This is a genomic window from Planktothrix agardhii (assembly GCF_904830935.1).
GTDB lineage: Bacteria > Cyanobacteriota > Cyanobacteriia > Cyanobacteriales > Microcoleaceae > Planktothrix > Planktothrix agardhii.
Genome location: NZ_LR882952.1, coordinates 2,198,418 through 2,223,300, shown reverse-complemented (window position 1 = coordinate 2,223,300; position 24,883 = coordinate 2,198,418). Strand labels below are relative to the sequence as shown.

At 39.7% G+C, this 24,883-nt stretch carries 21 protein-coding genes, 1 CRISPR repeat array and 1 riboswitch (1 of these 23 running past the window's edge); of the genes, 13 read left to right on the top strand and 8 right to left on the bottom strand.

The annotated features are described in order from the left end of the window. A CRISPR array of direct repeats spans positions 1 to 2,735; the repeat unit is 37 nt; unit sequence CTTTCAATTAAAATAATCCTGCTTGCGGGACTGAAAC (it extends 52 nt beyond the left edge of the window). A gap of 527 nt (positions 2,736 to 3,262) precedes the next feature. The 3 genes from murD (at position 3,263) to NMG88_RS10275 (ending at position 7,451) form a co-directional block, all read left to right on the top strand. Continuing rightward, on the top strand, positions 3,263 to 4,636 hold the full coding sequence (murD, locus tag NMG88_RS10285; protein WP_254035400.1) for a UDP-N-acetylmuramoyl-L-alanine--D-glutamate ligase: 1,374 nt from the start codon (positions 3,263 to 3,265) through the stop codon (positions 4,634 to 4,636). Positions 4,637 to 4,922: 286 nt separating this feature from the next. Further along, on the top strand, positions 4,923 to 6,254 hold the full coding sequence (locus NMG88_RS10280) for an APC family permease (RefSeq protein ID WP_042157715.1): 1,332 nt from the start codon (positions 4,923 to 4,925) through the stop codon (positions 6,252 to 6,254). A 3-nt stretch (positions 6,255 to 6,257) separates the two neighbouring features. Beyond that, the gene (locus tag NMG88_RS10275; RefSeq protein ID WP_227365154.1) at positions 6,258 to 7,451 is read left to right on the top strand and encodes a hypothetical protein; all 1,194 of its coding nucleotides are present in this window, start codon (positions 6,258 to 6,260) and stop codon (positions 7,449 to 7,451) included. A gap of 145 nt (positions 7,452 to 7,596) precedes the next feature. On the opposite strand, the gene gnd is transcribed toward NMG88_RS10275, so the two are convergent. Next, positions 7,597 to 9,018 (bottom strand): decarboxylating NADP(+)-dependent phosphogluconate dehydrogenase, encoded by a 1,422-nt coding sequence (gene gnd / locus NMG88_RS10270; RefSeq protein WP_254035399.1) that lies wholly within the window; start codon positions 9,016 to 9,018, stop codon positions 7,597 to 7,599. Positions 9,019 to 9,046: 28 nt separating this feature from the next. Then, the gene (locus NMG88_RS10265) at positions 9,047 to 10,363 is read right to left on the bottom strand and encodes an RNA-guided endonuclease InsQ/TnpB family protein (protein ID WP_254035398.1); all 1,317 of its coding nucleotides are present in this window, start codon (positions 10,361 to 10,363) and stop codon (positions 9,047 to 9,049) included. A gap of 250 nt (positions 10,364 to 10,613) precedes the next feature. Between NMG88_RS10265 and NMG88_RS10260 the strand changes: the two genes are divergently transcribed. The 3 genes from NMG88_RS10260 (at position 10,614) to NMG88_RS10250 (ending at position 13,568) form a co-directional block, all read left to right on the top strand. Next, the gene (locus NMG88_RS10260) at positions 10,614 to 11,036 is read left to right on the top strand and encodes a hypothetical protein (protein WP_026788583.1); all 423 of its coding nucleotides are present in this window, start codon (positions 10,614 to 10,616) and stop codon (positions 11,034 to 11,036) included. Between the two features lie 82 nt (positions 11,037 to 11,118). Beyond that, a complete protein-coding gene (locus NMG88_RS10255; RefSeq protein ID WP_042155475.1) occupies positions 11,119 to 11,688 on the top strand; it encodes a Uma2 family endonuclease in 570 nt (189 codons plus the stop codon). A gap of 131 nt (positions 11,689 to 11,819) precedes the next feature. Beyond that, positions 11,820 to 13,568, top strand: coding sequence for a potassium channel family protein (locus NMG88_RS10250; protein ID WP_071782512.1), 1,749 nt, complete (start codon positions 11,820 to 11,822; stop codon positions 13,566 to 13,568). A 127-nt stretch (positions 13,569 to 13,695) separates the two neighbouring features. On the opposite strand, the gene rpsU is transcribed toward NMG88_RS10250, so the two are convergent. Both rpsU and lipB read right to left on the bottom strand, forming a co-directional pair. Then, entirely contained in the window at positions 13,696 to 13,911 is a 216-nt protein-coding gene (gene rpsU, locus NMG88_RS10245; protein WP_026788585.1) for a 30S ribosomal protein S21, read from the bottom strand. 440 nt (positions 13,912 to 14,351) lie between these two features. After that, entirely contained in the window at positions 14,352 to 15,017 is a 666-nt protein-coding gene (gene lipB / locus NMG88_RS10240) for a lipoyl(octanoyl) transferase LipB (RefSeq protein WP_227350997.1), read from the bottom strand. A 266-nt stretch (positions 15,018 to 15,283) separates the two neighbouring features. On the opposite strand from lipB, the gene hpf reads away from it, so the two are divergent. Further along, positions 15,284 to 15,931, top strand: a complete 648-nt coding sequence (hpf, locus tag NMG88_RS10235) for a ribosome hibernation-promoting factor, HPF/YfiA family (RefSeq protein WP_042155479.1) — start codon at positions 15,284 to 15,286, stop codon at positions 15,929 to 15,931. Positions 15,932 to 16,195: 264 nt separating this feature from the next. After that, a complete protein-coding gene (locus tag NMG88_RS10230) occupies positions 16,196 to 16,780 on the top strand; it encodes a Uma2 family endonuclease (RefSeq protein WP_227365151.1) in 585 nt (194 codons plus the stop codon). A 99-nt stretch (positions 16,781 to 16,879) separates the two neighbouring features. On the opposite strand, the gene NMG88_RS10225 is transcribed toward NMG88_RS10230, so the two are convergent. Continuing rightward, a complete protein-coding gene (locus NMG88_RS10225; protein WP_227397952.1) occupies positions 16,880 to 17,023 on the bottom strand; it encodes a hypothetical protein in 144 nt (47 codons plus the stop codon). Between the two features lie 137 nt (positions 17,024 to 17,160). Continuing rightward, a riboswitch (TPP riboswitch) is annotated at positions 17,161 to 17,260 on the top strand. A gap of 8 nt (positions 17,261 to 17,268) precedes the next feature. On the opposite strand from NMG88_RS10225, the gene thiC reads away from it, so the two are divergent. Together thiC and NMG88_RS10215 are read left to right on the top strand one after the other, a co-directional pair. After that, the gene (thiC, locus tag NMG88_RS10220) at positions 17,269 to 18,648 is read left to right on the top strand and encodes a phosphomethylpyrimidine synthase (RefSeq protein WP_227397953.1); all 1,380 of its coding nucleotides are present in this window, start codon (positions 17,269 to 17,271) and stop codon (positions 18,646 to 18,648) included. 100 nt (positions 18,649 to 18,748) lie between these two features. Continuing rightward, entirely contained in the window at positions 18,749 to 19,387 is a 639-nt protein-coding gene (locus NMG88_RS10215) for a Coq4 family protein (protein WP_227350998.1), read from the top strand. Positions 19,388 to 19,446: 59 nt separating this feature from the next. On the opposite strand, the gene NMG88_RS10210 is transcribed toward NMG88_RS10215, so the two are convergent. Continuing rightward, on the bottom strand, positions 19,447 to 20,022 hold the full coding sequence (locus tag NMG88_RS10210) for a Uma2 family endonuclease (protein ID WP_227350999.1): 576 nt from the start codon (positions 20,020 to 20,022) through the stop codon (positions 19,447 to 19,449). A 10-nt stretch (positions 20,023 to 20,032) separates the two neighbouring features. Next, positions 20,033 to 22,387 (bottom strand): heavy metal translocating P-type ATPase, encoded by a 2,355-nt coding sequence (locus NMG88_RS10205; protein ID WP_227351000.1) that lies wholly within the window; start codon positions 22,385 to 22,387, stop codon positions 20,033 to 20,035. A gap of 485 nt (positions 22,388 to 22,872) precedes the next feature. Here NMG88_RS10205 and NMG88_RS10200 point away from each other — a divergent pair, with 485 nt between their 5' ends. From NMG88_RS10200 to NMG88_RS10190, 3 genes are read left to right on the top strand one after another with little or no spacing between them, the layout of a single operon-like run. After that, complete coding sequence (locus NMG88_RS10200; RefSeq protein WP_026788594.1) at positions 22,873 to 23,082, top strand: DUF2997 domain-containing protein; 210 nt, start codon at positions 22,873 to 22,875, stop codon at positions 23,080 to 23,082. A gap of 46 nt (positions 23,083 to 23,128) precedes the next feature. Next, entirely contained in the window at positions 23,129 to 23,515 is a 387-nt protein-coding gene (locus NMG88_RS10195) for a DUF1257 domain-containing protein (protein WP_026794853.1), read from the top strand. Then, entirely contained in the window at positions 23,515 to 23,973 is a 459-nt protein-coding gene (locus NMG88_RS10190; protein ID WP_026794852.1) for a ferredoxin, read from the top strand. The genes NMG88_RS10195 and NMG88_RS10190 overlap by 1 nt, the downstream gene beginning before the upstream one ends. A 130-nt stretch (positions 23,974 to 24,103) precedes the next feature. Here the strand turns inward: NMG88_RS10190 and NMG88_RS10185 are convergent, their stop codons facing one another. Then, positions 24,104 to 24,805 carry a Uma2 family endonuclease gene (locus NMG88_RS10185; RefSeq protein WP_042155490.1) on the bottom strand — a complete coding sequence of 234 codons (702 nt, stop codon included), beginning with the start codon at positions 24,803 to 24,805 and terminating at the stop codon, positions 24,104 to 24,106. Positions 24,806 to 24,883: the final 78 nt, after the last annotated feature.

The window sequence follows — 24,883 nt, the reverse complement described above, 5'->3', positions numbered from 1 at the left end:
AACAGCAAATGTCACTACAAGAACTTTCAATTAAAATAATCCTGCTTGCGGGACTGAAACCACTTCGGGACAATATGATCATCTTTATTGGTTGTTCTTTCAATTAAAATAATCCTGCTTGCGGGACTGAAACTCGACAATTTTCAAGGCGGAATTAGTAGTCGGATTCCTTTCAATTAAAATAATCCTGCTTGCGGGACTGAAACCATATTATGGTCTGATACAAGAGGAAACAACTCTTGCTTTCAATTAAAATAATCCTGCTTGCGGGACTGAAACATTGTTGCCTTATAGGAGCGTCTTATGCTACAACTTTCAATTAAAATAATCCTGCTTGCGGGACTGAAACTAGGAATAATAGGAGAACCCACATTTCAAGAAATAGGACTTTCAATTAAAATAATCCTGCTTGCGGGACTGAAACTCATTTGAACGAGTTGAATTTTTAGGTCTTTTCAAGCTTTCAATTAAAATAATCCTGCTTGCGGGACTGAAACGCATAACTTCTGATGAATTATGGATTAATATTCTTAAACTTTCAATTAAAATAATCCTGCTTGCGGGACTGAAACTTTTACATGATTGAGATTAACTAGATTTTGTTATATTTCTTTCAATTAAAATAATCCTGCTTGCGGGACTGAAACACTAAAACATCCAACAATTTCAATTGGATCTAACTGCTTTCAATTAAAATAATCCTGCTTGCGGGACTGAAACTTAAAAACTTGTTTTGATGTAGAAATTAAAATAACTCTTTCAATTAAAATAATCCTGCTTGCGGGACTGAAACTTATGTACATATCCATTAACAAGAGGATAATTATAATTTGTGAGCTTTCAATTAAAATAATCCTGCTTGCGGGACTGAAACTTCCAGTTAAAAAAACTCATACCTTCAGACCAGACACTTTCAATTAAAATAATCCTGCTTGCGGGACTGAAACCAAATTTGTTACAAATATCACATGGCGGTGGCTCGCCTTTCAATTAAAATAATCCTGCTTGCGGGACTGAAACCCCCCAGCTGTATTCAGCAGTTACAATCTAAAGCCTTTCAATTAAAATAATCCTGCTTGCGGGACTGAAACGATTAATCCCCTAGAACAAGCCTCCAAATTTGGGGGCTTCTTTCAATTAAAATAATCCTGCTTGCGGGACTGAAACTTGAAACGGGACGAAGCGATCGCACTGTATAAAAGATTTACTTTCAATTAAAATAATCCTGCTTGCGGGACTGAAACGGAGAGAATGGGAAAAATCCCAGCTTCACATCTGAAGGACTTTCAATTAAAATAATCCTGCTTGCGGGACTGAAACTTTTTGGATTGCAAGGGTTTGGTAAAAGTGCTTTTGCCTTTCAATTAAAATAATCCTGCTTGCGGGACTGAAACTCAGAACCACCGCAACCAAGAACGGAACCATCACCCTTTCAATTAAAATAATCCTGCTTGCGGGACTGAAACAAACTCAGTCAAAGCTAAATTAGGTCGTGAGGTTCGGCACTTTCAATTAAAATAATCCTGCTTGCGGGACTGAAACCTACAACTTCAGCCCCCGCTAGTAATACGGGGGCCTTTCAATTAAAATAATCCTGCTTGCGGGACTGAAACGACTATATTCCGTTTTAATGCTCCTTAACATATTTCTCTAAACTTTCAATTAAAATAATCCTGCTTGCGGGACTGAAACGAGTTGTCTTAAAAATGTTAGATGGTGACTGTTTGGCTTTCAATTAAAATAATCCTGCTTGCGGGACTGAAACTATTATGTTCTAAATTACAGGAACGAGAACAACGACTTTCAATTAAAATAATCCTGCTTGCGGGACTGAAACAACTATTGAATTATTCCCATAATTGGGAATTTAGGACTTTCAATTAAAATAATCCTGCTTGCGGGACTGAAACAAATGACTACTCAACAGCGGCTTATTCAGCAATATGATCTTTCAATTAAAATAATCCTGCTTGCGGGACTGAAACCCAGAAATAGGCGATCGCAATCCCACAAAAAAACCTTTCAATTAAAATAATCCTGCTTGCGGGACTGAAACTCGCCGTTTCACTGCTTACGGAGAGCATATAATATTCGAGGCTTTCAATTAAAATAATCCTGCTTGCGGGACTGAAACGCTTATTTATTGCCGAACAATCTAATCGTCCCTTGGTGCTTTCAATTAAAATAATCCTGCTTGCGGGACTGAAACTATCATTAGCTAAAATTAATGCAAGGGTGCGGTTGGCTTTCAATTAAAATAATCCTGCTTGCGGGACTGAAACTTAATTGATTATCCCCCCCTGCCTCTAATTCTGCTTTGAGCTTTCAATTAAAATAATCCTGCTTGCGGGACTGAAACATACAATGAGCATTAATAACCCACCCCGCAGAACAAGATTGACTTTCAATTAAAATAATCCTGCTTGCGGGACTGAAACATTTGATTAGATAAGGTTTGAAATTGTAACAAATTGTCCTTTCAATTAAAATAATCCTGCTTGCGGGACTGAAACGTTTTCCGTTTGTTGACTGAATCAGATTAGAACAAGCTTTCAATTAAAATAATCCTGCTTGCGGGACTGAAACCAATCGCTATGAAGGAACAGGGATGGCTTTATTTGCCACTTTCAATTAAAATAATCCTGCTTGCGGGACTGAAACTTGGTGTTTTTTTGCTCTGATTCTAACAGTTTATACTCTTTCAATTAAAATAATCCTGCTTGCGGGACTGAAACATCGCTCAATTGTTGACTTTTCTTTTCTTGGCGATTAGAAATCGCAGCTACACAGACAAAACCCACCTGCGTGGGTTCAAAAACTTTAATTTTTATTAGTCCACGTAGGTGGACTTTGTTTCTGTAGTAGCGAATTATATTCGCCGAAAACTTTTTTTTCTTTTCTTTTCTTGGCGATTAGAAATCGCAGCTACACAGACAAAACCCACCTGCGTGGGTTCAAAAACCTTGATTTTTATTAGTCCACGTAGGTGGACTTTGTTTCTGTAGTAGCGAATTATATTCGCCGAAAACTTTTTTTTCTTTTCTTTTCTTGGCGATTAGAAATCGCAGCTACACAGACAAAACCCACCTGCGTGGGTTCAAAAACCTTAATTTTTATTAGTCCACGCAGGTGGACTTTGTTTCTGTAGTAGCGAATTATATTCGCCGAAAACTTTTCTTTCAATTAAAATAATCCCACTTGCGGGACTGAAACATATCCGAGTAGAATCAAAAACAACCTACTGGGAATTATTACATTGTCTATGCCGAAAGTTCATATTATTGGTTTAGGAAGATCGGGAAATGCTGCCGCCCGGTTGTTAAAATTGCAAAGATGGGATGTGATTTTAAGCGATCGCAATTCTTACTCAACCCTAGAAACCCAAAAACAACAATTAGAAACCGAAGGAATTAAAGTCGAGTTAGGGCATAATTTTCAACCCGATATTTCCCTAGATTTAATAGTTGTGAGTCCTGGGGTTCCTTGGGATAGTCCGGGGTTAAAAGCTGCCAGAAATTTAGGTATAGAAACCATCGGAGAACTAGAATTAGCCTGGCGAAATCTGCGACATTTGCCCTGGGTTTGTATTACTGGAACTAACGGAAAAACCACAACCACCGCCCTGACCACCGCAATTTTTCAAGCCGCAGGTTTAAACGCCCCCGCCTGTGGAAATATTGGTTATGCCGCCTGTGAATTAGCCTTACAAGAATATCAAGGAATAGAAAAACCCCTAGATTGGGTAATTGCAGAAGTCAGTAGTTATCAAATCGAATCCTCCTCAACTTTAAGCCCTAAAATTGCCATTTGGACGACCTTCACCCCCGATCATTTAAGTCGTCATTACACCCTAGAACGTTATTATGATATTAAAGCTAAATTATTATATCAATCCCAAATACAAATCATTAATGGAGATGATCCCTATTTAAGAGAAACCGCTAATCAACGCTGGCTTTCTGCCCATTGGACAAGTGTTTTAGGACAAGAAAAATTAGTGGCAAATCCCGAATTGGGATTTTATATTGAAAATAATTGGGTAATGCAAAATAAAGATAAAATAGTTCAAGCGGATGCCTTAAAAATGGTCGGAAACCATAACCAACAAAACCTGTTAATGGCCGTTGCAGCCGCCCGAATTGCCAAAATAGAAACGCCAGCAATTAGTCAAGCAATTTCTTATTTTCCAGGGGTTGCCCATCGTTTAGAACATATTATGACTTGGCAAGGAATTGACTGGATTAATGATAGTAAAGCCACCAATTATGACGCAGCCGAAGTAGGATTATCGGCCGTTGATGCTCCCGTGATTTTAATAGCCGGAGGAGAAGCCAAACAAGGAGAAGATAGGGCTTGGATAAATCAAATTAAATCAAAAGCCGTCTCGGTTTTATTAATTGGAGATGCGGCTGAAGCCTTTGCCAAACGGTTAATAGAAGAAAATTACTCTAATTTTGAAATCGTGGAAACTATGGAAAAAGCAATTATCAAATCCTCTGAAATTGCTCCAAAATTAGGCGCGAAAGTCGTATTATTATCCCCTGCCTGTGCCAGTTTTGATCAATATCAAAGTTTTGAACATCGCGGAGATCATTTCCGCCAGTTGTGTTTAGAATTACAATCAGGGCGGGTTTAGATCATCTGTATTCCCTATTCCCTCCCCCCCTAGCCCCCAGGGCTGTTTCATTCTCTAGGAAAAACTGTGTGACCTCTCCCCCAACCCCTTTTGAGGGGGAGAGGGGGGACTAATTATTACTATTAAACATAAAAAATTATTTATTACTCCCCCTTCCCTACTAGGGAAGGGGGTTGGGGGGTTAGGTCTTAGGGGTTGGCAATGGAAAATGAAACAGCCCTGCCCCTAGCCCCCGTGCACGGGGGGTTTGGGGGGCTGTTCCGGTGTTCCCTATTTCTTAACTATCTTGAACAATTCTAATTCCTTACAAAAACCCAGTTCATCCCAGAGTCAAATCACCTTATTAACAGCAATTTGTCTTGTTATTGCTAATATGATTGGCACGGGTGTTTTTACCAGTTTAGGGTTTCAAGTCCTTGATATTCAATCGGGTTTTGCCATTTTATTTCTGTGGTTAATTGGCGGTATTTTTGCCCTTTCCGGTGCCCTATGTTATGGGGAATTAGGGGCGGCTATGCCCCGTTCTGGGGGAGAATATCATTATCTTTCTGAAATTTATCATCCGGTGATTGGTTTCCTCTCAGGATGGGTTTCTGTCACCGTTGGTTTTGCGGCTCCTATTGCGGCTGCTGCTATGGCATTAGGAAAATATATCTCCAGTGTATTTCCTAGTTTAAATTATCCCATAATTATCGCTCTAATTGCAGTAATATTAGTTAGTTTAATTCATACCCAAACCCTGAAAATTAGCAGTGTGTTTCAACAGGGATTTACGGTTTTAAAAGTTGTCCTAATTATTGTTTTTATCCTGAGTGGGTTAACTTTAGCCACCCCCCAACCGATTGAATTTATACCTAGTTTTAGCGATATTTCGGTAATTTTTAGTTCATCTTTTGCCGTTTCTTTAGTTTATGTTACCTATTCCTATTCCGGTTGGAATGCTGCGGTTTATTTAGCGAGTGAAATTAAGGAACCAGAGAAAAACTTACCGAAATCCCTATTAATTGGTACATTAATAGTTACGGTTTTATATCTGCTTTTGAACTTTATTTTTCTCTATACAACACCTATAGAACAATTAGCCGGACAATTAGAAATTGGTTATATTGTCGCCCAACAAATATTTGGAAATTTAGGGGCAAAAATCATGGGATTATTAATTGGATTAGGTTTAATTTCTTCGATTAGTTCCATGGTATTAGCTGGGCCAAGAGTCACCCAAGTCATCGGGGAAGATATTCCCATATTTAGAATTTTGGCTCAAAAAAATCAACATGGAATCCCCTATTATGCCCTATGTTTACAACTAGCAATTGTAATTATATTAATCATCACCGCCAGCTTTCAAGCCGTAATCACCTATTTAGCATTTACCCTAACCCTATCTTCATTAATCACGGTTTTAGGGGTTTTTGTCCATCGTTTCCGCCGTCCTGACCTACCACGTCCCTATAAAACTTGGGGATATCCAATAACCCCGATCATTTTTTTAGGAATTAGCCTTTGGATGCTAATATTTATTTTTCAAGATAAACCCCTTGAATCCTTAGCCGGATTAGGAACAATTGCCTTGGGTTTACCCTTCTATTTTATCGGTATTCGGAATAAATTGGTGTAATTTATGAAATTCTCAGCCCTATTACTAATCATTTTAAGTGTTGTTGGTTTGCAGTCCTGTGTTAAAACTGAACCTCAACCAAAGATTGAGCAATCCCAAAAGATTGAAACCCCAAAAACATCCTCAGAAACGCCTACTCCTCCGGTTAATCCCCTAGACCTATATGATCAAAAACAAGCGGATTATTTAACCGATACCGCTAAATTAATTGCGGGAATGAAAGTTGATCCAAAAAGTCAATTTTATCCCCTAACCCAATCTAATTTTTGGGTTAATTATCACGCTTTTATAAATCCGGCTTGGTCAAAACTAGAAAAACAACAACTGGCAAAAGTTAGCGAATGGTCTAAACAGGAATTAGCTACTATTAATCAATCTAATCCTAGGATTTTTTATCCCTTTAGTGGGCCGGATTTCTTATATGCTAATTTATTTTTCCCGACGGCTAGAGAATATGTGCTAGTAGCTTTAGAACCAGTGGGGACTATTCCTAATTTTAAGGAATTATCCGAAAGTCAGCGTAATCAAAAGTTGGGGGATGTTAAAAACTCTCTTTATTCTTTACTTCAGTTTAGCTTTTTTCAAACCAAAGAAATGAAGTCTGATTTATCCAATCAGGGAGTTTTACCTTTAATTTTATTATTTATGGCGAGAACAAATAATAGAATTTTAGACTTACAATATATTGGATTAGACAAAAATGCTAAAATTCAAAAGTTTGAAAAAGGCATGATTCCTGGGGTTAAAATTGATTTTGTTTCTCAAGGGGAAAAAGAACCTCGAACTTTATATTATTTTTCCGCCGATATTTCCGATGATGGCTTGAAAAAAACACCAGAGTTTACTCAATTTGTCAAACAAATTGAGCAACCCGTTACCTATCTTAAAGCCGCATCCTATTTAATGCACAGACCCGCCTTTGCTGGAATTAGAGAGTTAATTCTGGCTCAAAGTCAAGCTATTCTACAGGATGATTCGGGGATTCCCCTGAACTTTTTTGCCGAAAAACAATGGAATTTAAACTTTTTCGGAAGCTATATCACCCCAATTTCTTTATTTAGTGTTCGCTATCAACCCGATTTAAAGAAAGTTTATCAAAGCAATGCTGCTGTGAAACCACTTAATTTTGGAGTGGGTTATAAGTTTGGGGTGAATCAATCTAATATGATGTTAGCAACCAAAAAGCAAAAACCTTAATCCTAAAGTGAAATTTAAGACAGAATAATTACGAATTACGAGTTAATTTAATTTTTTAATTCGTAATTCGTAATTCGTAATTAAAAGGTAGTTAGCCCTAAAAGATATTGAGGCGTAAACACCTCACTACGAAGTCAGTTAATACTTAGTCTTTTGTCCATTCCGTGTGGAAAAATTCACCCCTGGGTTTATCGGTACGCTCATAGGTATGGGCACCAAAATAATCCCGTTGGGCTTGGGTTAAATTCAAGGGTAAAGTTGCCCGTCGGTAACTATCAAAATAGTCTAAGGACGCACTAAAAGCCGGAACTGGAATCCCAAATTGATTAGCAATAACTAACACTTCCCGCCAGGCTTGTTGACGATCTAAAATCGTCTGTTTGAATTCCGGTGCTAATAACAAATTCGGTAAGTCAGGATTCTCACTAAAAGCGGCTTTAATTTTATTCAAAAATCCCGCCCGAATAATACAGCCTCCCTTCCAAATTCGTGCCATTTCTCCGAGATCCAAATTATACCCATACTCCTTAGAAGCGGCACCCAATAAAGCCATCCCTTGAGCATAGGAACAAATTTTAGAACAGTACAACGCATCCCGAATTTTATTCACTAACTCAGAAATATTTCCCTGATATTCACTCGTCGGCCAAGGCAATTCTACGGAAGCGGCTACCCGTTGATCCTTATAGGAAGAAATAATCCGACTATTCACCGCCGCGATAATTGTTGGAATCGAAACTCCTAACTCCAAAGCACTCATAACTGTCCAACGTCCGGTGCCTTTTTGTCCGGCTGCATCAACAATTAAATCAACTAAAGGAAAACCAGTTTCGGGGTCAATTTTTTTGAAAATATCCGCCGTAATTTCAATCAGAAAAGAATTGAGTTCGTCGGTGGTATTCCATTGGGCAAAAACTTCATGGAGTTGGGCCGCACTCAACCCGGCGACATTTTTCAGCAGGTCATAGGCTTCTGCAATTAACTGCATATCGCCATATTCAATCCCGTTATGCACCATTTTAACGTAGTGACCCGCTCCCCCTGGCCCAATAAAAGTCACACAGGGGCCGTCATCAACTTGGGCGGCAATTTTGACTAAAATCGGCTCTAATTCTTTATAGGAGGCTTCCGTACCCCCTGGCATCAGGCTGGGGCCCCAGAGAGCGCCTTCTTCCCCCCCACTCACACCCATGCCCACAAACCCTAAACCCGTGGCTTCTAATTCCTTGGTGCGGCGTTCGGTATCTTCATAGAGGGAGTTTCCACCATCAATAATCATGTCATCTTGATCTAGCAAAGGTTTAAGCTGATCAATGACCGCATCAACGGGTTTCCCTGCTTTCACCATGACTAGAATACGGCGGGGACGTTCTAGGGATTGGACAAATTCTTCTAGGGTATAGGCTGCTTTGACGTTTTTTCCCTGGGCCCGTTGCTCCATGAACTCATCGGTTTTAGCCCCGGTGCGGTTATACACTGCGATCGGAAACCCATTACGCTCAACGTTGAGGGCCAGGTTTTCACCCATGACGGCTAGACCAATTACACCAAATTTTTGCAGGGTCATAGATTTCTATTGACTGTAATATTGTGGGTTACTGAGTGCATTGACATACTCCCACCGTCAAGCTTCGCGCTTGACGGGGGATTCTCCCAGAATCACTTCTTGAGATTACTGGCTCAACGAGACGACTTAAATCTTCAACATCTCTGTTAAAGACCCAGAGGCCGGACTCTCCCCAGTCGTTCGGGTCGGTTTCTGCTTGCCCAACAGTACCGTTGAGATATTCTCCCAAATATTTCAACCCTTTTTTAAGAATATTGATAGCTGCGTTCCAATCACGATCTAAAACTGTTTGACAATCAGGGCATTGATGAGTTCTCGTACTCAATGTTTTATAAACTTTTGCCCCACAAACCGAACAATCAATAGTCGTGAATTGTGGTGGTACAGCAATGCAAGTTATCTTATGTATCTTGGCAAAATAATTCACCCATTGCGTGAACTGATACCAAGAAGCGTCGCTAATACTCTGAGCTAACTTGTGATTCTTCACCAAATTAGACACTTTCAAAGCATCATAGACTACCAAATCATTAGATTGGACTAACGCCAGAGCATCCTTGATAGCTCTGTCTTTACGTTGTCGGAAAACTTTTAAGTGCAATTTAGCTACTTTTTGCCGTTGCTTGTGATAGTTACTGGACTGTTTCTGTCTTTTTCGATGACACTTAGATAGCCTTCTTTGAGCTTTCTTTAAGCGCCTTTCCGACTTTCTCAGAAAGCGAGGATTTTCTACTGTTTTGCCATTAGAGTCGGTATAAAACTCTTTTAACCCCAAGTCTATTCCTACCACAGAGCCAGTGAATTCATGGCTTTCCTCTCGGTCGTAGTTGATGAGAAATTGGCAATAATATCCATCGGCTCTTTTTACTACTCTGACTCGCCTAATCTGTTGAGATGAGTAGTAGACTAAGGTTTTCTGGCTACACCACAGGTCAAAAGTTCCTACTTTGAATCCATCAGTAAAAGTGATTTGTTTCCTGTTACCTGAAAGCGAGTATCCAGTAATTTTGTATTCTACTGACATACTGTGCTTTTTAAACTTGGGAAACCCTTTCTTTCTGATTGATAAATCTCGACAATTAGCATAGAACCGAGAAATGGCTTGCCATGCTCTATCTGCGCTTGACTGCCTTGCCTGAGAATTTAATTTGTTCACCCAAGGAGTTGTAGAGTCTTTCGCCAAAATAGCACAAAGTTTCTGCAAGTCATTCCTTGTAGTCCCTTTATTCTCCATCCAAAACTTAACGCATTTGTTTCTGACAAATTGCGCTGTCCTAATAGCTTCATCAAGCTTTTGATATTGCTCTGGAGTGCCGTTCTTTAACTTGGCTTCTACAACTAACATAATTCCCTCGACCTTGGGTTTAACACTATTATAACACACTTTACCCGACAATTGTGGAATTAAATCGTGGCTTCGCATCTGAGTTAGTTGGATTTCATCCCTCGTTAAGCTACACTGTAACGGGGGCATTCATCCAAAATTTTTAGGTAATCTTATTAGATTAGCGTTGATTTTACTGGGTGTATAATTTAAGTCAGATTTTTTTAAAGATTTGCCGGATCAATAATTTAGTGCAGTTTGATCAAAACCAATGGAAGAATTACAGTATCTCGCCACTTGGGTTAAGGAACAACACGCCCAAGAATATATCCTGACTTGGTTATTAACTCAACCTGGCCTCTGGTGGTCAAATGGGGAAGTTTACCAAGCGGTTTTGCAAAAATCGGGGAAACGGTTGAAGGAATTTGTCAAGAAAAGCAAACAAGGAGATCTATTTCAAGGGATTGCCGATAAGATTGTCAGTGATGAAAGTTGGGATCAAATTGCTGAAAGTTTAGCCCGGTTAATGGGAATTTATCAAGAAGAATTGGTTAAATTACAGGATCAAGGACGGTTAGAACAAACTACTCGTTTATCGGTTCAACGTCCTTCTCCGCAGTCAAAATCCTGGTCTAATCTTGATGTTCAACAGCCTTTACCTGACCCGAATACCGATGCTTTAACTGGACTATAAATTATTAATTATTGTGGGGATAGCGATCGCTTTTTTTGTTATAATGAAAATCCAATCAAAAATACAATAGGAGATTATTTTTATGTCTCTGATGACAATAAAAGATTTAGAGCAAGTCCAAAAAAATCTCTCCGAAGGCGGTTTAGATTATCAGTTAGAATTAGTCGAGGGGAAGATTGAAATTATGGGGCCATCGGATATTATATCGAGTGAAATTGGCGTGATTTTCAGCCGTTTGCTGGCTAATTGGGTTTACCCCCGTCGTTTAGGCCGTGTCTTTGACTCTGCTGGGGGTTTTATCCTCCCTGATACTAACCTCAAAGCTCCTGATGTTTCTTTTGTTCGTGCATCCCGTCTTAGACAAAGTGTGCGTTATTTTGCTGAATTAGTTCCTGATTTAGTTGTAGAAATTAAATCCCAAAGCGATCGCATCAATCCTTTAAAAAATAAAATCAATAAATTCTTAGAATTAGGGGCACAAGTTGGGATTCTGATTGATCCTGATGAGTTAATAGTTACGGTTTATCGCTCTACAGAGGAACCCGTTATACTCGGTAATGGAGATATTTTAACCCTGCCAGAACTCTTTCTGGGTTGGGAATTACCCATTAATGAATTATGGCCCCCGGTTTTTACCGATGATGAATTCTAAAATCGCTTTTCTGGTAGGAGTCCGTGTTTTTAGATACAGTTTTGGGAGCATCAGACCGTTGATAATTTCCTTAGGTGGCTATCGGATCAAGAACTTTAGTGGAATAATCGCTTTTATGGATTGTAATACCTATGAAACCTCGAATTATTGTTTGTAGTTTAGGTCGGACGGGATATCAGATTTTTAGACTCCTGAAGCAACAAGGAGCTATTGTCGTGGGTATCAGCGACAAACCCATCCCCCAAGAAGGGTCTGATGTGGTAGTGGGGAATTTACGCTCCGCTTCGACTTTATTGGCCGCCGGGGTAAAAACAGCCAATGCTTTGATTTTGGCTGGAAATGATGAAGCGACAAATTTAGCGATTTTAATGCAAGCCCGAATTTTAAATCCTCAAATTCGGATTATTAATCGTTTATTTAATACTAATTTAGGAACCCGCCTGAATCAAACTTTACCAGATCATAGTACCATGAGCGTTTCGGCTCTGGCTGCCCCTGTATTTGCGTTTGCGGCTTTAGGAAATCGGGCAATTGGACAACTAGAATTATTTAATCAAACTTGGCCGATTCATGAAGAATTGATCGATGAAGATCATCCCTGGTTAGGACATAGTTTGAGGGATTTATGGGCTGATCCCAGTCGAATGTTAATTTATTATTTGCCGTTTAAAGATAAAATTGATTTAGTCTCTGGGGTGATGGCTGATCAAAAATTGGAGGTGGGCGATCGCTTAATTATAGCCATTAAACCCAAAACCTATCAAATTCAAAAGAATCTTAAATATCGATTTCTTAAATTCAAACGAGGATTACAAAAGTTTAAACAATATGCTAAGTCTGCCTTAATTGTAAGTTCGATTTTATGTCTAACAATATTGGGAGCAGCTTTAACTTATGTTTTTGTCGATCCTAGTTATTCTTTCGTGGATTCTCTCTATTTTTCCGTAGGGATGATTACCGGAGCCGGAGGAAATGAACAAGTTGTTGAACATTCCCCCGACACGATTAAAATTTTTACGGTGGTGATGATGTTAATTGGCACCGGAGTTGTTGGAATTAGTTATGCCCTATTAAATGATTTTATCTTAGGAACTCGTTTGAAAGATTATCTGGATGCGACCAGAGTTCCCGAACGCAATCACTATATTATTTGTGGATTAGGAGAATTAGGATTAAATATTGCCCAACATTTATATCAGCGAGGTTATGAAGTAGTAGTAATTGAACGAGATCCCAATAGTCGTTTTCTCAGTACCGCCAAGGGGTTAAAAATTCCCATTTTTGAAGGAGATGCGAGTTTAGCCAACACCCTCAAAAGTGTTAATATTGAAGCCGCAGAAGCATTATTAGCCGTTACCAATGATGATACTGGAAATTTAGAAATTGTTTTAAGTGCTAGGGGATTAGCACCCCATTTACGGGTAATTACTCGCACCCATGATTCCCATTTTGCCTTGATGGTGCAACAGATTTTTGATTTTGAAGCGGTCTTAAATACAACGGAAATAGCGGCTCCAGCTTTTGCCGCCGCAGCACTGGGGGGGCGGATTTTAGGGAGTGGAATTACGGCGGATAGTTTGTGGGTGGCTTTAGGAACTTCAATTACCCACAATCACCCCTTTTGTGGAAAGCGAGTGCAAGAGGTTGCTAGAAAAGCTGATTTTGTTCCTTTATATGTTGAAACTGCCTATCAAACTATTCATAGTTGGGAACTGTTGAATTTTCTGCTACAACCTGGGGATATCCTATATTTGACCATGCCAGCCCAGCATATTGAACAACTTTGGCAAACTCTCCCCCCAGAAATATTCTCCTGGCAGGATAACCCTGTATTGAGTCGAGAGTCGAGCCTAGCACCACCGAAAAAATTAATCGGTTAAGGAAAGGATAAGGAACAGTTACAGTAAACCGTTAGTGGTGAACGAGGCAAAATACGCACCTCCTCGTTCATACTACGTCGCGGACAAGTGCCGACTAAATGCTCATGGCAAATGTCCATTTTTCCCCTTAGGGTTCACTATTTTGAAATTGTTGTCTGCGGTTGCGAAGGCGACGGCGTTCTTTATGGCGAGCTACCTCTTTACGCTTGCGTTTTTGTCCGGGGGTTTCAAAGTGACGATTTTTTTTCAGATCGGCAAAAATGCCAGCTTGTGAAACTTTTCGTTTAAAGCGACGTAAAGCAGACTCTAATTGCTCAGTTTCACCGAGAACGACTTGGCTCATTCCATATTCTCCCAGTTAAAATTATAGATGGGTTTAACAAGCTGCCCTGATTAAGCGGATAGGAACGGGACACTGTGAACGTCCACACCCATATATCTTTGATCTTTGACCGTAGTACCATTGAGAAATCAGGGCTTGAAACAACCTCAAATGGCAATAACGAAGAATATCCGCCCAAATCGAAGCATGGTAGAAAAAAATTTCTGATACGGCTTAGTTTGTGCCATTTACTCCCCATGCAGAGCGATATTCACTATAGCACAAATTTAGACCACAATTAATCCCACGCTTTGGTAATTCTTCACAACTGACTGAGACTAAGAAGATTTCTGTTTTTCTTGGGGACGAGATTTATTCAGCTTGAAGGTGCGCTCCATCCATTCAGCCCCATTTAACTCTTGAATAGCTTTGGCTTCCTGATCGCTGGCTTAACAGAATTGTTAAGTAATTGTTAATTTTAATTGGGGAGAAATCAACTCTAGTCCAAAGACTTGAGCAAAGGTTTCTGCCACTTGAGAACGGACTTGTTCTAAAGTAATCCCAGGAATAAATTGAGCTAAACTACCAACGGGTCGATGGGCAATCCCACAGGGAACAATTGCCTCAAAACCCTGCAAGTCAGGGCAGACATTAAGGGAAAAACCGTGCATCGTAATCCAGCGACTGACTTTGATGCCCACGGCCGCCACCTTGGTTTGATCAATCCAAACTCCCGTTAACCCCGGAATCCTTTCTGCGGGGAGTTCATAGCTGCCTAGAACTTGAATTAATACCTGTTCTAACTGCCTCAAATACCAATGTAAATCAGGGGTGTGGCGTTGTAGATTTAAAATCGGATAGCCGACTAGCTGCCCTGGACAATGGTAGGTTACTTCCCCGCCCCTTTCCACCCGATGCAGTTCCACCGGAGACTTGTCGGGATCGAACTTCAGAAACCGTAAATCAGCCCCCTGTCCCAAGGTATAAACAGGAGGATGTTCCAATAGGATCAATACATCATCAAGATCGGGGTTCAGCTTGCGGTCTTGAACCAAGGATTGCTGCCAATTCCAGGCCGTTGTATAGGGAACCGATCCAAAGTAATAAATTTGACAGGGGACAGCCACAATAACCGTTAAAAAAAGAAGTCAATAGCAGATAGGGTAACAGATTTAATGCTAATATAGTGAGTAGGAATACTTAATTCAACTTCTAGGAGAAAAGGAAAAACGTACAAGAGATCAGAAAAAAAATCAAGTGATTTTCGACTAAACTTAACCCCGGAAAAGTCAAGAATTGTCACAAGAGCAAAAAAAATTGCCATGGGTGAAGTTTGGTATCAGGTTAGTGTTAAGGTGAGAATAAGCCCACATTATGAGCGGGAGGGAGCTTTATGAAGCTTGTTATCCAGGGTAAAAATTTGGAAGTTACGACTGCAATTCACGAATATGTACATCAGAAGATCACAAAAGCTGTCAGTCATTTTGAACAATTGACGACGGAAGTGGATGTACATTTATCTGTTGCTCGGAACCCTCGGATAAATCCAAAACAAACCGCAGAAGTGACAATTTATGCCAACGGAACTGTGATTCGCGCTCAAGAAAGTAGTGAAACTCTTTACGCCAGCATTGATCTAGTCGCCGACAAAATTGCTCGCCAACTGCGGAAGTACAAAGAAAAACGTCAGGATAAGAGTCCCAATCTACTTAAAACCGGTGAAGTTGTTATTGAGCATTCGGTGGTTGGAGATTTGATTGGGGATCGTTCTCCTGAACTACCCCCAGAGGTGATTCGCACAAAATATTTTGCGATGCCTCTAATCACCGTTGATGAAGCTTTAGAACAGCTTCAATTTATTGATCATGATTTTTATATGTTCCGCAATGCGGAGACGGAAGAAATTAATGTGATATACAAGCGTTCTCATCACCGTGGTTACGGCGTGATTCAACCTCGCCACGGAGATGCAGAAAGTAACGGTAAATCTACTCAGGCGAATACTGAGGTTTTGAGTTCATCCAAAGCTGCTCAAGTCTAGGGGTATCGAGGGTTTGGCTCTGTGTCAAACCTCGATTACAACTAACTGTACGGACAAATAATTGAAGATGGGTCTTTGTTGAACGAGTATTCTATTTTATGACGCTTTGGCTCGAAAAAAGACCATCAAAACCGTGCCATATCAGGATGGAACGTTTTAATCTCCACCCCAGGAATGGCGGTGGATTTTTTTTAATTAATGCGTCCCTGGGATGCCGTTGATTGCCCAAAGAACAGAATATGTTGAATATTCCCCGCTATAATTATGATTGTTAATCCTTCTGATTATAAAATTTGCCATGAAGATTATCTCGAAGGCGAAAAAATTAGCCCTATTCGCCATGAATATATTCGGGGAGAAGTCTATGCAATGGTTGGAGGAAGTGATGCCCATGAAACTATTGCAGGAAACTTATTTGCTTTAATTAAAAATAAAGTTCGAGGAACAGGATGTCGAGCTTATATCGGTAATATGAAAGTTCATATTAAAACCGCCGATAGTTATTATTATCCTGATGTTATGGTAACTTGCGACTCCCGCGACCGAAATAATGGTTATTTTAAACAATATCCCAGTTTAATTATTGAGGTATTATCTGCCTCAACCGAAGCATTTAATCGGGGGGATAAATTTGCCGACTATCGACAGATTGAAACCTTACAAGAATATGTGTTAATTAGTCAAAATAAAATTAACGTTGAATGTTTTAGACAAAATCAAGAGGGGCGTTGGGAATTGTTTACCCATCAACAAAATCAACAGATACAATTAGAAAGTATTAATTTTACTTGTCAGGTATCAGAAATTTATGAAGATGTTTTAGACCTCAATCACCCGTCGGGTGCGTAAGCTCCGTGCACGCACCAAACCCATTTTTAAAAGGGTAAATACTCAACCGTATTTATCCAATCTTCAGATTCAGAAGCAAGAGCAATTAATTCTAAATCTTTAACGACACATTTCTTCAACTGACCATCCATAACTCAGATAGTCCATAGCAATTTGGGCAACACGGACGCGGGGAATTCTTTGTAAACGGGCGGGTTGTCCGTGATTTTTTTCAATATGAGGATAAGTGATTTCAACGGTCATTGTTATTAACAGGCGATAGAATAATCATTATATTAGCATTTGATTTGATAAGTATAATTACACCCAAATTTTCCCGATATTTCTAAAGATTTGATTAATTTCTACCCAATTAACAAAAACTGTGATACCATTTTCAATTAATAAGCTAGGGGTGCCTGCTAGGTTCAGGCTGAGAAAAAACACCCTTGGAACCTGAGTCCGGCTAGTACCGGCGGAGGGAAGCTATTAATACGAGGAAAATCAAAATGCGGACAGAATGGGTCGCCAAACGGCGTGGACAGGGCAATGTTTCCCAAATGCACTACGCCCGCCAAGGCGTGATTACTGAAGAAATGAACTATGTTGCTCAACGGGAAAATTTACCTGTTGAGTTGATTCGGGAAGAAGTGGCACGGGGACGGATGATTATTCCTGCTAATATTAATCATACCAATTTGGAACCGATGGCAATTGGTATTGCTTCTAAATGTAAGGTTAATGCTAATATTGGCGCTTCTCCTAATTCTTCTAACTTAGAAGAAGAAGTAGACAAACTCAATTTAGCTGTTAAATATGGTGCGGATACGGTAATGGATTTATCCACCGGAGGCGGTAATTTAGATACCATTCGTACCGCTATTATTAACGCTTCTCCTGTTCCTATTGGCACTGTTCCAATTTATCAAGCGTTGGAAAGTGTTCACGGCAAAATTGAAAATCTTACCCCCGATGATTTTCTGCATATTATTGAAAAACACGCCCAACAGGGTGTGGATTATATGACGATTCATGCGGGATTATTAATTGAATATTTGCCCTTAGTTAGAAGTCGAATTACTGGAATTGTCTCCCGTGGTGGCGGAATTATTGCCCGTTGGATGCTCCATCATCACAAGCAAAATCCCCTTTATACTCACTTTGATGATATTATTGAAATCTTCAAAAAATACGACGTTTCCTTTAGTTTAGGAGATTCTCTGCGCCCTGGTTGTACCCATGATGCGTCTGATGATGCTCAACTTTCAGAACTCAAAACTCTCGGACAATTAACCCGCCGCGCCTGGGAACATGATGTACAGGTGATGGTAGAAGGCCCTGGTCACGTTCCGATGGATCAAATTGAGTTTAATGTTAAAAAACAGATGGAGGATTGTTCTGAAGCACCCTTCTATGTTTTGGGGCCGTTAGTAACAGATATTGCCCCAGGTTATGATCATATTACCTCAGCAATTGGGGCAGCGATCGCGGGTTGGCACGGAACCGCAATGTTATGTTATGTGACGCCCAAAGAACATCTGGGTTTACCGAATGCCGAAGACGTCAGAAATGGGTTAATTGCCTATAAAATTGCCGCCCATGCCGCCGATATTGCCCGTCATCGGGTGGGAGCCCGTGACCGTGATGATGAGTTATCCAAAGCTCGTTATAACTTTGACTGGAATCGTCAATTTGAGTTATCCTTAGACCCAGAACGGGCGAAGGAATATCACGACGAAACCCTGCCAGCAGATATCTATAAAACGGCTGAATTCTGTTCGATGTGTGGGCCGAAATTCTGTCCGATGCAAACTAAAATGGATGCGGATGCGCTAACAGAATTAGAAAAATTCTTAGCGAAGGAAAAAGAAGTTGTGACTCAAAGTTAATTAGGGATAAACCGGGTTTATATAAGCCCGGTTTGTTGGTGTATAATATTGGATTTAAGATGCGCTGAAGCGCAACAACCACGAATATTACTGAAATACTATGACTCAAGATAAACAGGAAGCAATTTTTGATGGTTTTTTAGCTATTGTTAAAGCTCCTTATGGGGATTTTTCGGGAATTGGAAAACTTTCTAAAGCACTTAATGATCATTCTACTTTAGAGGAAATTGTCAATTTTCTTCGTCAAAATCCTCAAGGTGAACGTGCATTTAAAGAACGTCCCCTTTTAGGAAATATTGATTTGCAGCAACTTCATGAGTTACCTAAAAATACTTTGGGTTACATTTATTCTGATAGAATGATAAAGAATAATTTAAAACCTGTTCCCGTTGATAAAATAGAAGATCATGACTTCTCTTATTTGGGAGTTCATATTGGTGAAACCCATGATATCTGGCACATTATAACAGGTAGCGATACTGATAAGCCAGGTGAGGTTCAATTACAAGCTTTTTGTGTAGCGCAGTTACATCATGACCGTCTATTTTTATCACTCCTATCTAAAAATTTACTCAAGACTACAATTGAAGAAATAGAGCTTTGTGAATCTATTATGGATGCTTTGGCGAAGGGATGGACTATGGGAAAACGAGCTAAACCCCTGTTTGGAATTCAATGGAATAGTCTCTGGGAAAAACCATTAGAAGATATTCGCCTTTCCTTAGATATTGTGATTTAGTCTTTATCTATTACATTCACAAAATATCAGGCTAACAATAGTTCTTGAATATCGCTATTTTACCCCCAATTAATCCCTTGATAAATTTCACTTAACGGGATTTGAAAATTGATAGAAGATAAACTTAAAATTTCATCAGGAGAATGGTATTCTGTTAATAACCATTTACTTTCAGGTGTTTTAGTAAACTGTTCAACGTAGATTTTATATTGGTCAATTAAAATATATTCTTTAAACTCAGGAATTGACCGATAATAATCAAATTTGTCTCCTTGGTCATAGTTTTTTGTACTTCGGGATAGAACTTCAACAATTATTAAAGGATTAATCACAGTATCGGTTCGGTTTTCTTGAAGAATAGGTTCTCCTGAAATCACCATCACATCAGGATAAGTATAAATCCGATAATGGGGTATCCATAGACGAATATCACTGATAAATATTTTATGATTTTGGTTTCTGAGGGCAAATTTTAAATACGCATAAAAATTACCCGCAATATCGTTATGATTGGGTGTACCGCCTACCATAGAAATAATTTTCCCATCAATATATTCGTTTTTCGTGTCTGCTTTTTCTTCTAATTCCAGATATTCTTCTGGGGTGTAATGGCGTTGTTGAATTTCAGTTAACATGATTTTTTCCCTATAAAGATTGTGCTGAAGCACAACAACTTTGGAGTTGACGACGTAATAATAAGGAATTGGTGACAACAGTAACGGAACTTAATGCCATTAAAGCCCCGGCGGTGGAAGGACTTAATAATATGCCAAATTGAGGGAATAAAAAACCAGCCGCCAGGGGAATTGCTAATATATTATAACCGAATGCCCAGAATAGATTTTGACGAATTTTATTAAAGGTGGCGCGACTTAATTGGATGGAATCAACAATACTAATTAAGGAATTTCGCATTAATACAATATCTGCGGTTTCATTCGCCACATCCGTCCCGGTTTGTAACCCAATTCCAATATCTGCTTGTGCTAAAGCGGGTGCATCGTTAATCCCATCTCCAACCATTGCCACGACTTGACCCAGTTGTTGTAGGCTTTGAATTAGATTAACTTTCCCTTCCGGTCGGACTTCGGCAAATATATCCTCTGATTTTAAGTTTAACTCAATTGCGATCGCATTGGCAACGGATTGGCGATCGCCAGTTAATAAAATTACCCGTAACCCCAGATTTTGTAACTGGGAAACCGTTGATTTAGCATCGGTTTTCAGGGGGTCACTCATTGCCATTAACCCGACAACTTTACTATCTATTGTAACATAAACTAGGGTTTTTCCTGAAAATTCCGGTAAAGTTTCAGGACAGTTAATTTTGTGTTCAATTAACCCGGCTAAATTGCCGACAAATATGGTCTGATTCTCGATAATAGCCGAAACCCCTAAACCCGGTTCGGTTTGAAAATCCGATGCCATTAATAACGATAAATTCTGGTCTTTCGCTTCTGTTAAAATAGCTTCAGAAATCGGATGATTTGAACCCTGTTCTACCGTTGCCGCTAATTGTACTATTTGTTGTGGAGATAACTCAGAAATAGTAATACAATCTGTTACCCTGGGAGAACCTGTAGTTAAGGTTCCAGTTTTATCAAAAACAACCGTATTCAGTTGATGTACCCGTTCTAAAATATCCCCACCTTTGATTAATAATCCCCTTTCTGCCCCCATTCCCGAACCCACTAAAATAGCAGTGGGTGTGGCTAATCCTAACGCACAGGGACAGGCAATTACTAACACGGCAATTGCTAATTTCAAACTTAATAATAAAGGGGCATTCGTGGCTATTTCTATTCCAGCTAAGGGAATTACATCCGGCCAAATTCGAGTTCCTAACCCATACCAAAATAAAAAGGTTAAACTCGCTAAACTCATGACAAAATAGGTAAAATATCCCGCGACAATATCGGCTAATTTCTGTATCGGGGCTTTACGAGTTTGGGCGGTTTCAACTAATTGTACAATTTGTGCTAAAATAGTATCGGAACCCGTGCGGGTTGCCTCAATTAAAATCACTCCGGTTTGATTAATAGTTCCCGCCGAAATATCATCACCAATTTGTTTTAAAATCGGCATAGATTCCCCCGTTAACATTGATTCATCAACGGTTGTTTTCCCGAACCTAATTTCCCCATCAACGGCTATTTTTTCCCCAGGTAATACCTGTAACCATTCCCCAACTTTAACTTGTTCAGCAGGAATTTCCACACTATTTAAAATTGCATTATCCTGAGATTGAGGTGCGACTAAACGGGCGGTAGTTGGTTGTAAAGCAATTAAAGATTGAAAGGCGGTGGCGGCTCGTTGTCGAGCGTGCTGTTCTAGGGTTTTTCCTAATAAAATAAACCCTAATAACATTACAGGTTCATCAAAGAAACATTCCCAACCCAATTGGGGAAATAATAAGGCGACAAAACTGGTTAAATAAGCGGTGAGAGTTCCCAGTCCCACCAAGGTATTCATATTGGGGGAATTATTAATTAAACTACGCCCACCATCAATAATAATAGAACGGGCGGGAAATAATAAAGCAATGGTAGCGAGTCCCCAATGAAACCAAATATTACTTAATAGATGAATATGGGGAAAGCCAAAATGATGTAAATGTCCAATACTTGATAATAATAATAACAGACCACAGGTAACAATCCGTTGAATTTGTTTTCCCATGTCCTGGCGATGTCTTTCTTGTAGCTCCTTTAATTTTTCCGTAGCTGAAGATGTTAAATTACGGAGTTGGGTGGGAAACCCGGTATTCGTTAAAATTTCAGCCAGACTTTCCGGGTTAATTTGGTTCGCGGCACATTCAACCCTTGCCACTTCCGTCGCCAAATTCACAGAAACAGAAATCACCCCCTGCTGTTGGAGTAGTTGACGTTCCACCGCTTTTACACATCCCGCACACTGCATCCCGGATACATCTAAAATAATCGTTTCGGTTGGGGGTGGGGTTAAGGTTTCATCAGTCAGAGGTTGGGAAGCAAGCTGCATAAAGGTTTTGAGTATTGGTACTTATCAAAGAAAAAATATAATTATTTGTGATAATCCCCCGATTAGATCCCCCTAAATCCCCATTAAAAAGGGGGACTTTGAATTTGATTCCCTCTTAAAAAGCAGGGTCAAGGAAGGGATCTAATCCCCCCCTTTTTAATGGAGTTAGGGGGGATCAAATTCTCTTAACAATCAATTGCGGAGGCTAAGAAAAAAGCTCACCAACAGTCCTCTCAAGATTATAAAGGTTTCTGAGGATTTTCTTAAGACGGTGATTGTAAATTTGGGATAAACTTAACATATAATTGTCCTACTGCTTCAAGTATTAATAACTTTTGTTAAGTTGTGACTCTTTTTTGCTCCATTCGTCAAAATTGATGTACGGACATTTCGAGTCAAACCTTAATCAACAAAGGGATCATCAGTTGTCAGTTGTCGCTGAACAGTCAACCGTCGGTGTATTTCCTCGCCATTCCCCTAGCATAATGGAAACCTTAGAATTCATCATCTATCCAGATGGCCGTGTGCAGGAGAAAGTTACTGGCATTGTTGGGTCTTCCTGTGCGGAAGTAACTGCCGCCCTCGAAGCCGAATTAGGTATCGTACTAACTCAGGAAACCACTTCTGAATATTACGCCCGTACCCAACAACAGTCAGAGACCGCGACAAACCAAGTCGGTTCGAGCCATTGGTAAATTCTGTTTTTGAGTTCACTGAAAATCTCGTTAAAAATAGCTAACTATGTCACACTTTAGCCAAATTAAGACCCAAATTCGGAATCTGACCTCATTAGAAACTGCTTTAAGTGATCTGGGCATTGACTGGAAAGCTGGCCCAAAAGAGGTTCGCGGTTATCAAGGTCAAACCCGTCCCGCCCAAGTAGTCATTGAACAAGACAACGGTTATGACTTAGGTTTTACTTGGAATGGCCAAGAATATGAGTTTGTTGCTGATTTACAATTTTGGCAACAAGCAGTTCCCGTTGATCGGTTTTTAAGCAAAATCACTCAACGCTATGCTTACCACACCGTTGTTAACGAAACCAGCAAACAAGGGTTTCAAGTTTCAGAACAACAAAATCATCAAGATGGTTCCATCCGCTTAGTTTTACAACGCTGGAGTGCCTAATGTCTGATGGGTCTGTATCGCTAACTGATCCCGTATCCGAGCGTTCTGGACTAGAACCAGAATTGGGCGGATTTTTGCGAAATGCACCGGAACGTTCTGGGCTTGAACCGGAACTCGGCGGTGTATTGCGGCAAAAAGGGGTTTATGTGGATGAACTCACCTGTATCGGGTGTAAACACTGTTCCCACGTCGCTCGGAATACTTTTTTTATTCAAGAAGATTATGGTCGAGCGCGGGTATTTAGACAGGATGGCGATACATCCGTGTTAATACAGGAAGCAATTGATACTTGTCCGGTTAATTGTATTAATTGGGTGGATTACACTGAACTAAAACGTTTGGAAGTAGAACGTCAAGATCAGGTAATTCCTGTGGTTGGTTTCCCTGTAGAAGCGGGTTTAGCTAACCGGAAACGTCAGAAACAAAAACGGAAACAAGATAATTCTTTAACCGAATAACTGATTTCTGGCGGGCTGAAAACTGCCATTTTTTTATATTCATTTAATTGGTATTGGGCAAAAGGAGAATATTCTGCTTTTGCCTATTTTAATCTTCCGTTTAATCAGGAAGGTTTAGTATTAAATCCTTTTAAAGTTGTTCAGGATCAATTCCTAATTCTCGGAGTTTAGCGGCTAACTTATCAGCCCGTTGCTGTAACGTTTCTCGTTGTTGTCGTTCTTGAATAACAACTTCTTCAGGCATTAAAACCAATTCTCCTCCTGTTGTAAAAAATCGTAATTTATTATCAAGAATCCCTAAAAATAGGTCTAATTGTTGACTCCATAACCAGCCATTTTCATTGGGTGGAATGGGTTGATATTGACCCTCAACAATATGAAATCCGGCAAATTCTAAAGTCTTTGGGTCAAACCAAAAATAGTCTGGGGTACGAAAAACATCCTGATAGATTTCTTTTTTTTCTCCGCGATCAGTATTAGCCGTTGTTTTGGATAACATTTCAATGATTACATTAGGATATTTGCCATCTTCTTCCCAAACAACCCAACTATTACGGGGTTTTCGTTCAGTTCCCAAAACTACAAAAAAATCTGGCCCGCGAAATTCTTCGGATTTTTTTTGACGTTGACTATAATAAATGGTTAAGTTGCCAATCGCATAAAAATCATCTCGATTTTGCCATAACCATTCTAATGAGTTGAGTAAAAGTAGAATTTGGCGGAGATGGAGTTCGCTTTCCAATGGAGGCTCCTGACTCAATAAATCACTGGGCGGAAATTGCACTTCAGGGAGAAGTGTTGGGGTTTGAATTTGTTCTTCAACAATAGACATTATTGAATGTCCGTTAGGATGACTGTTTTTTTATTATAGTTTATAAAAATAGCAATGGTACTAGCCGCGCCTTCTGGT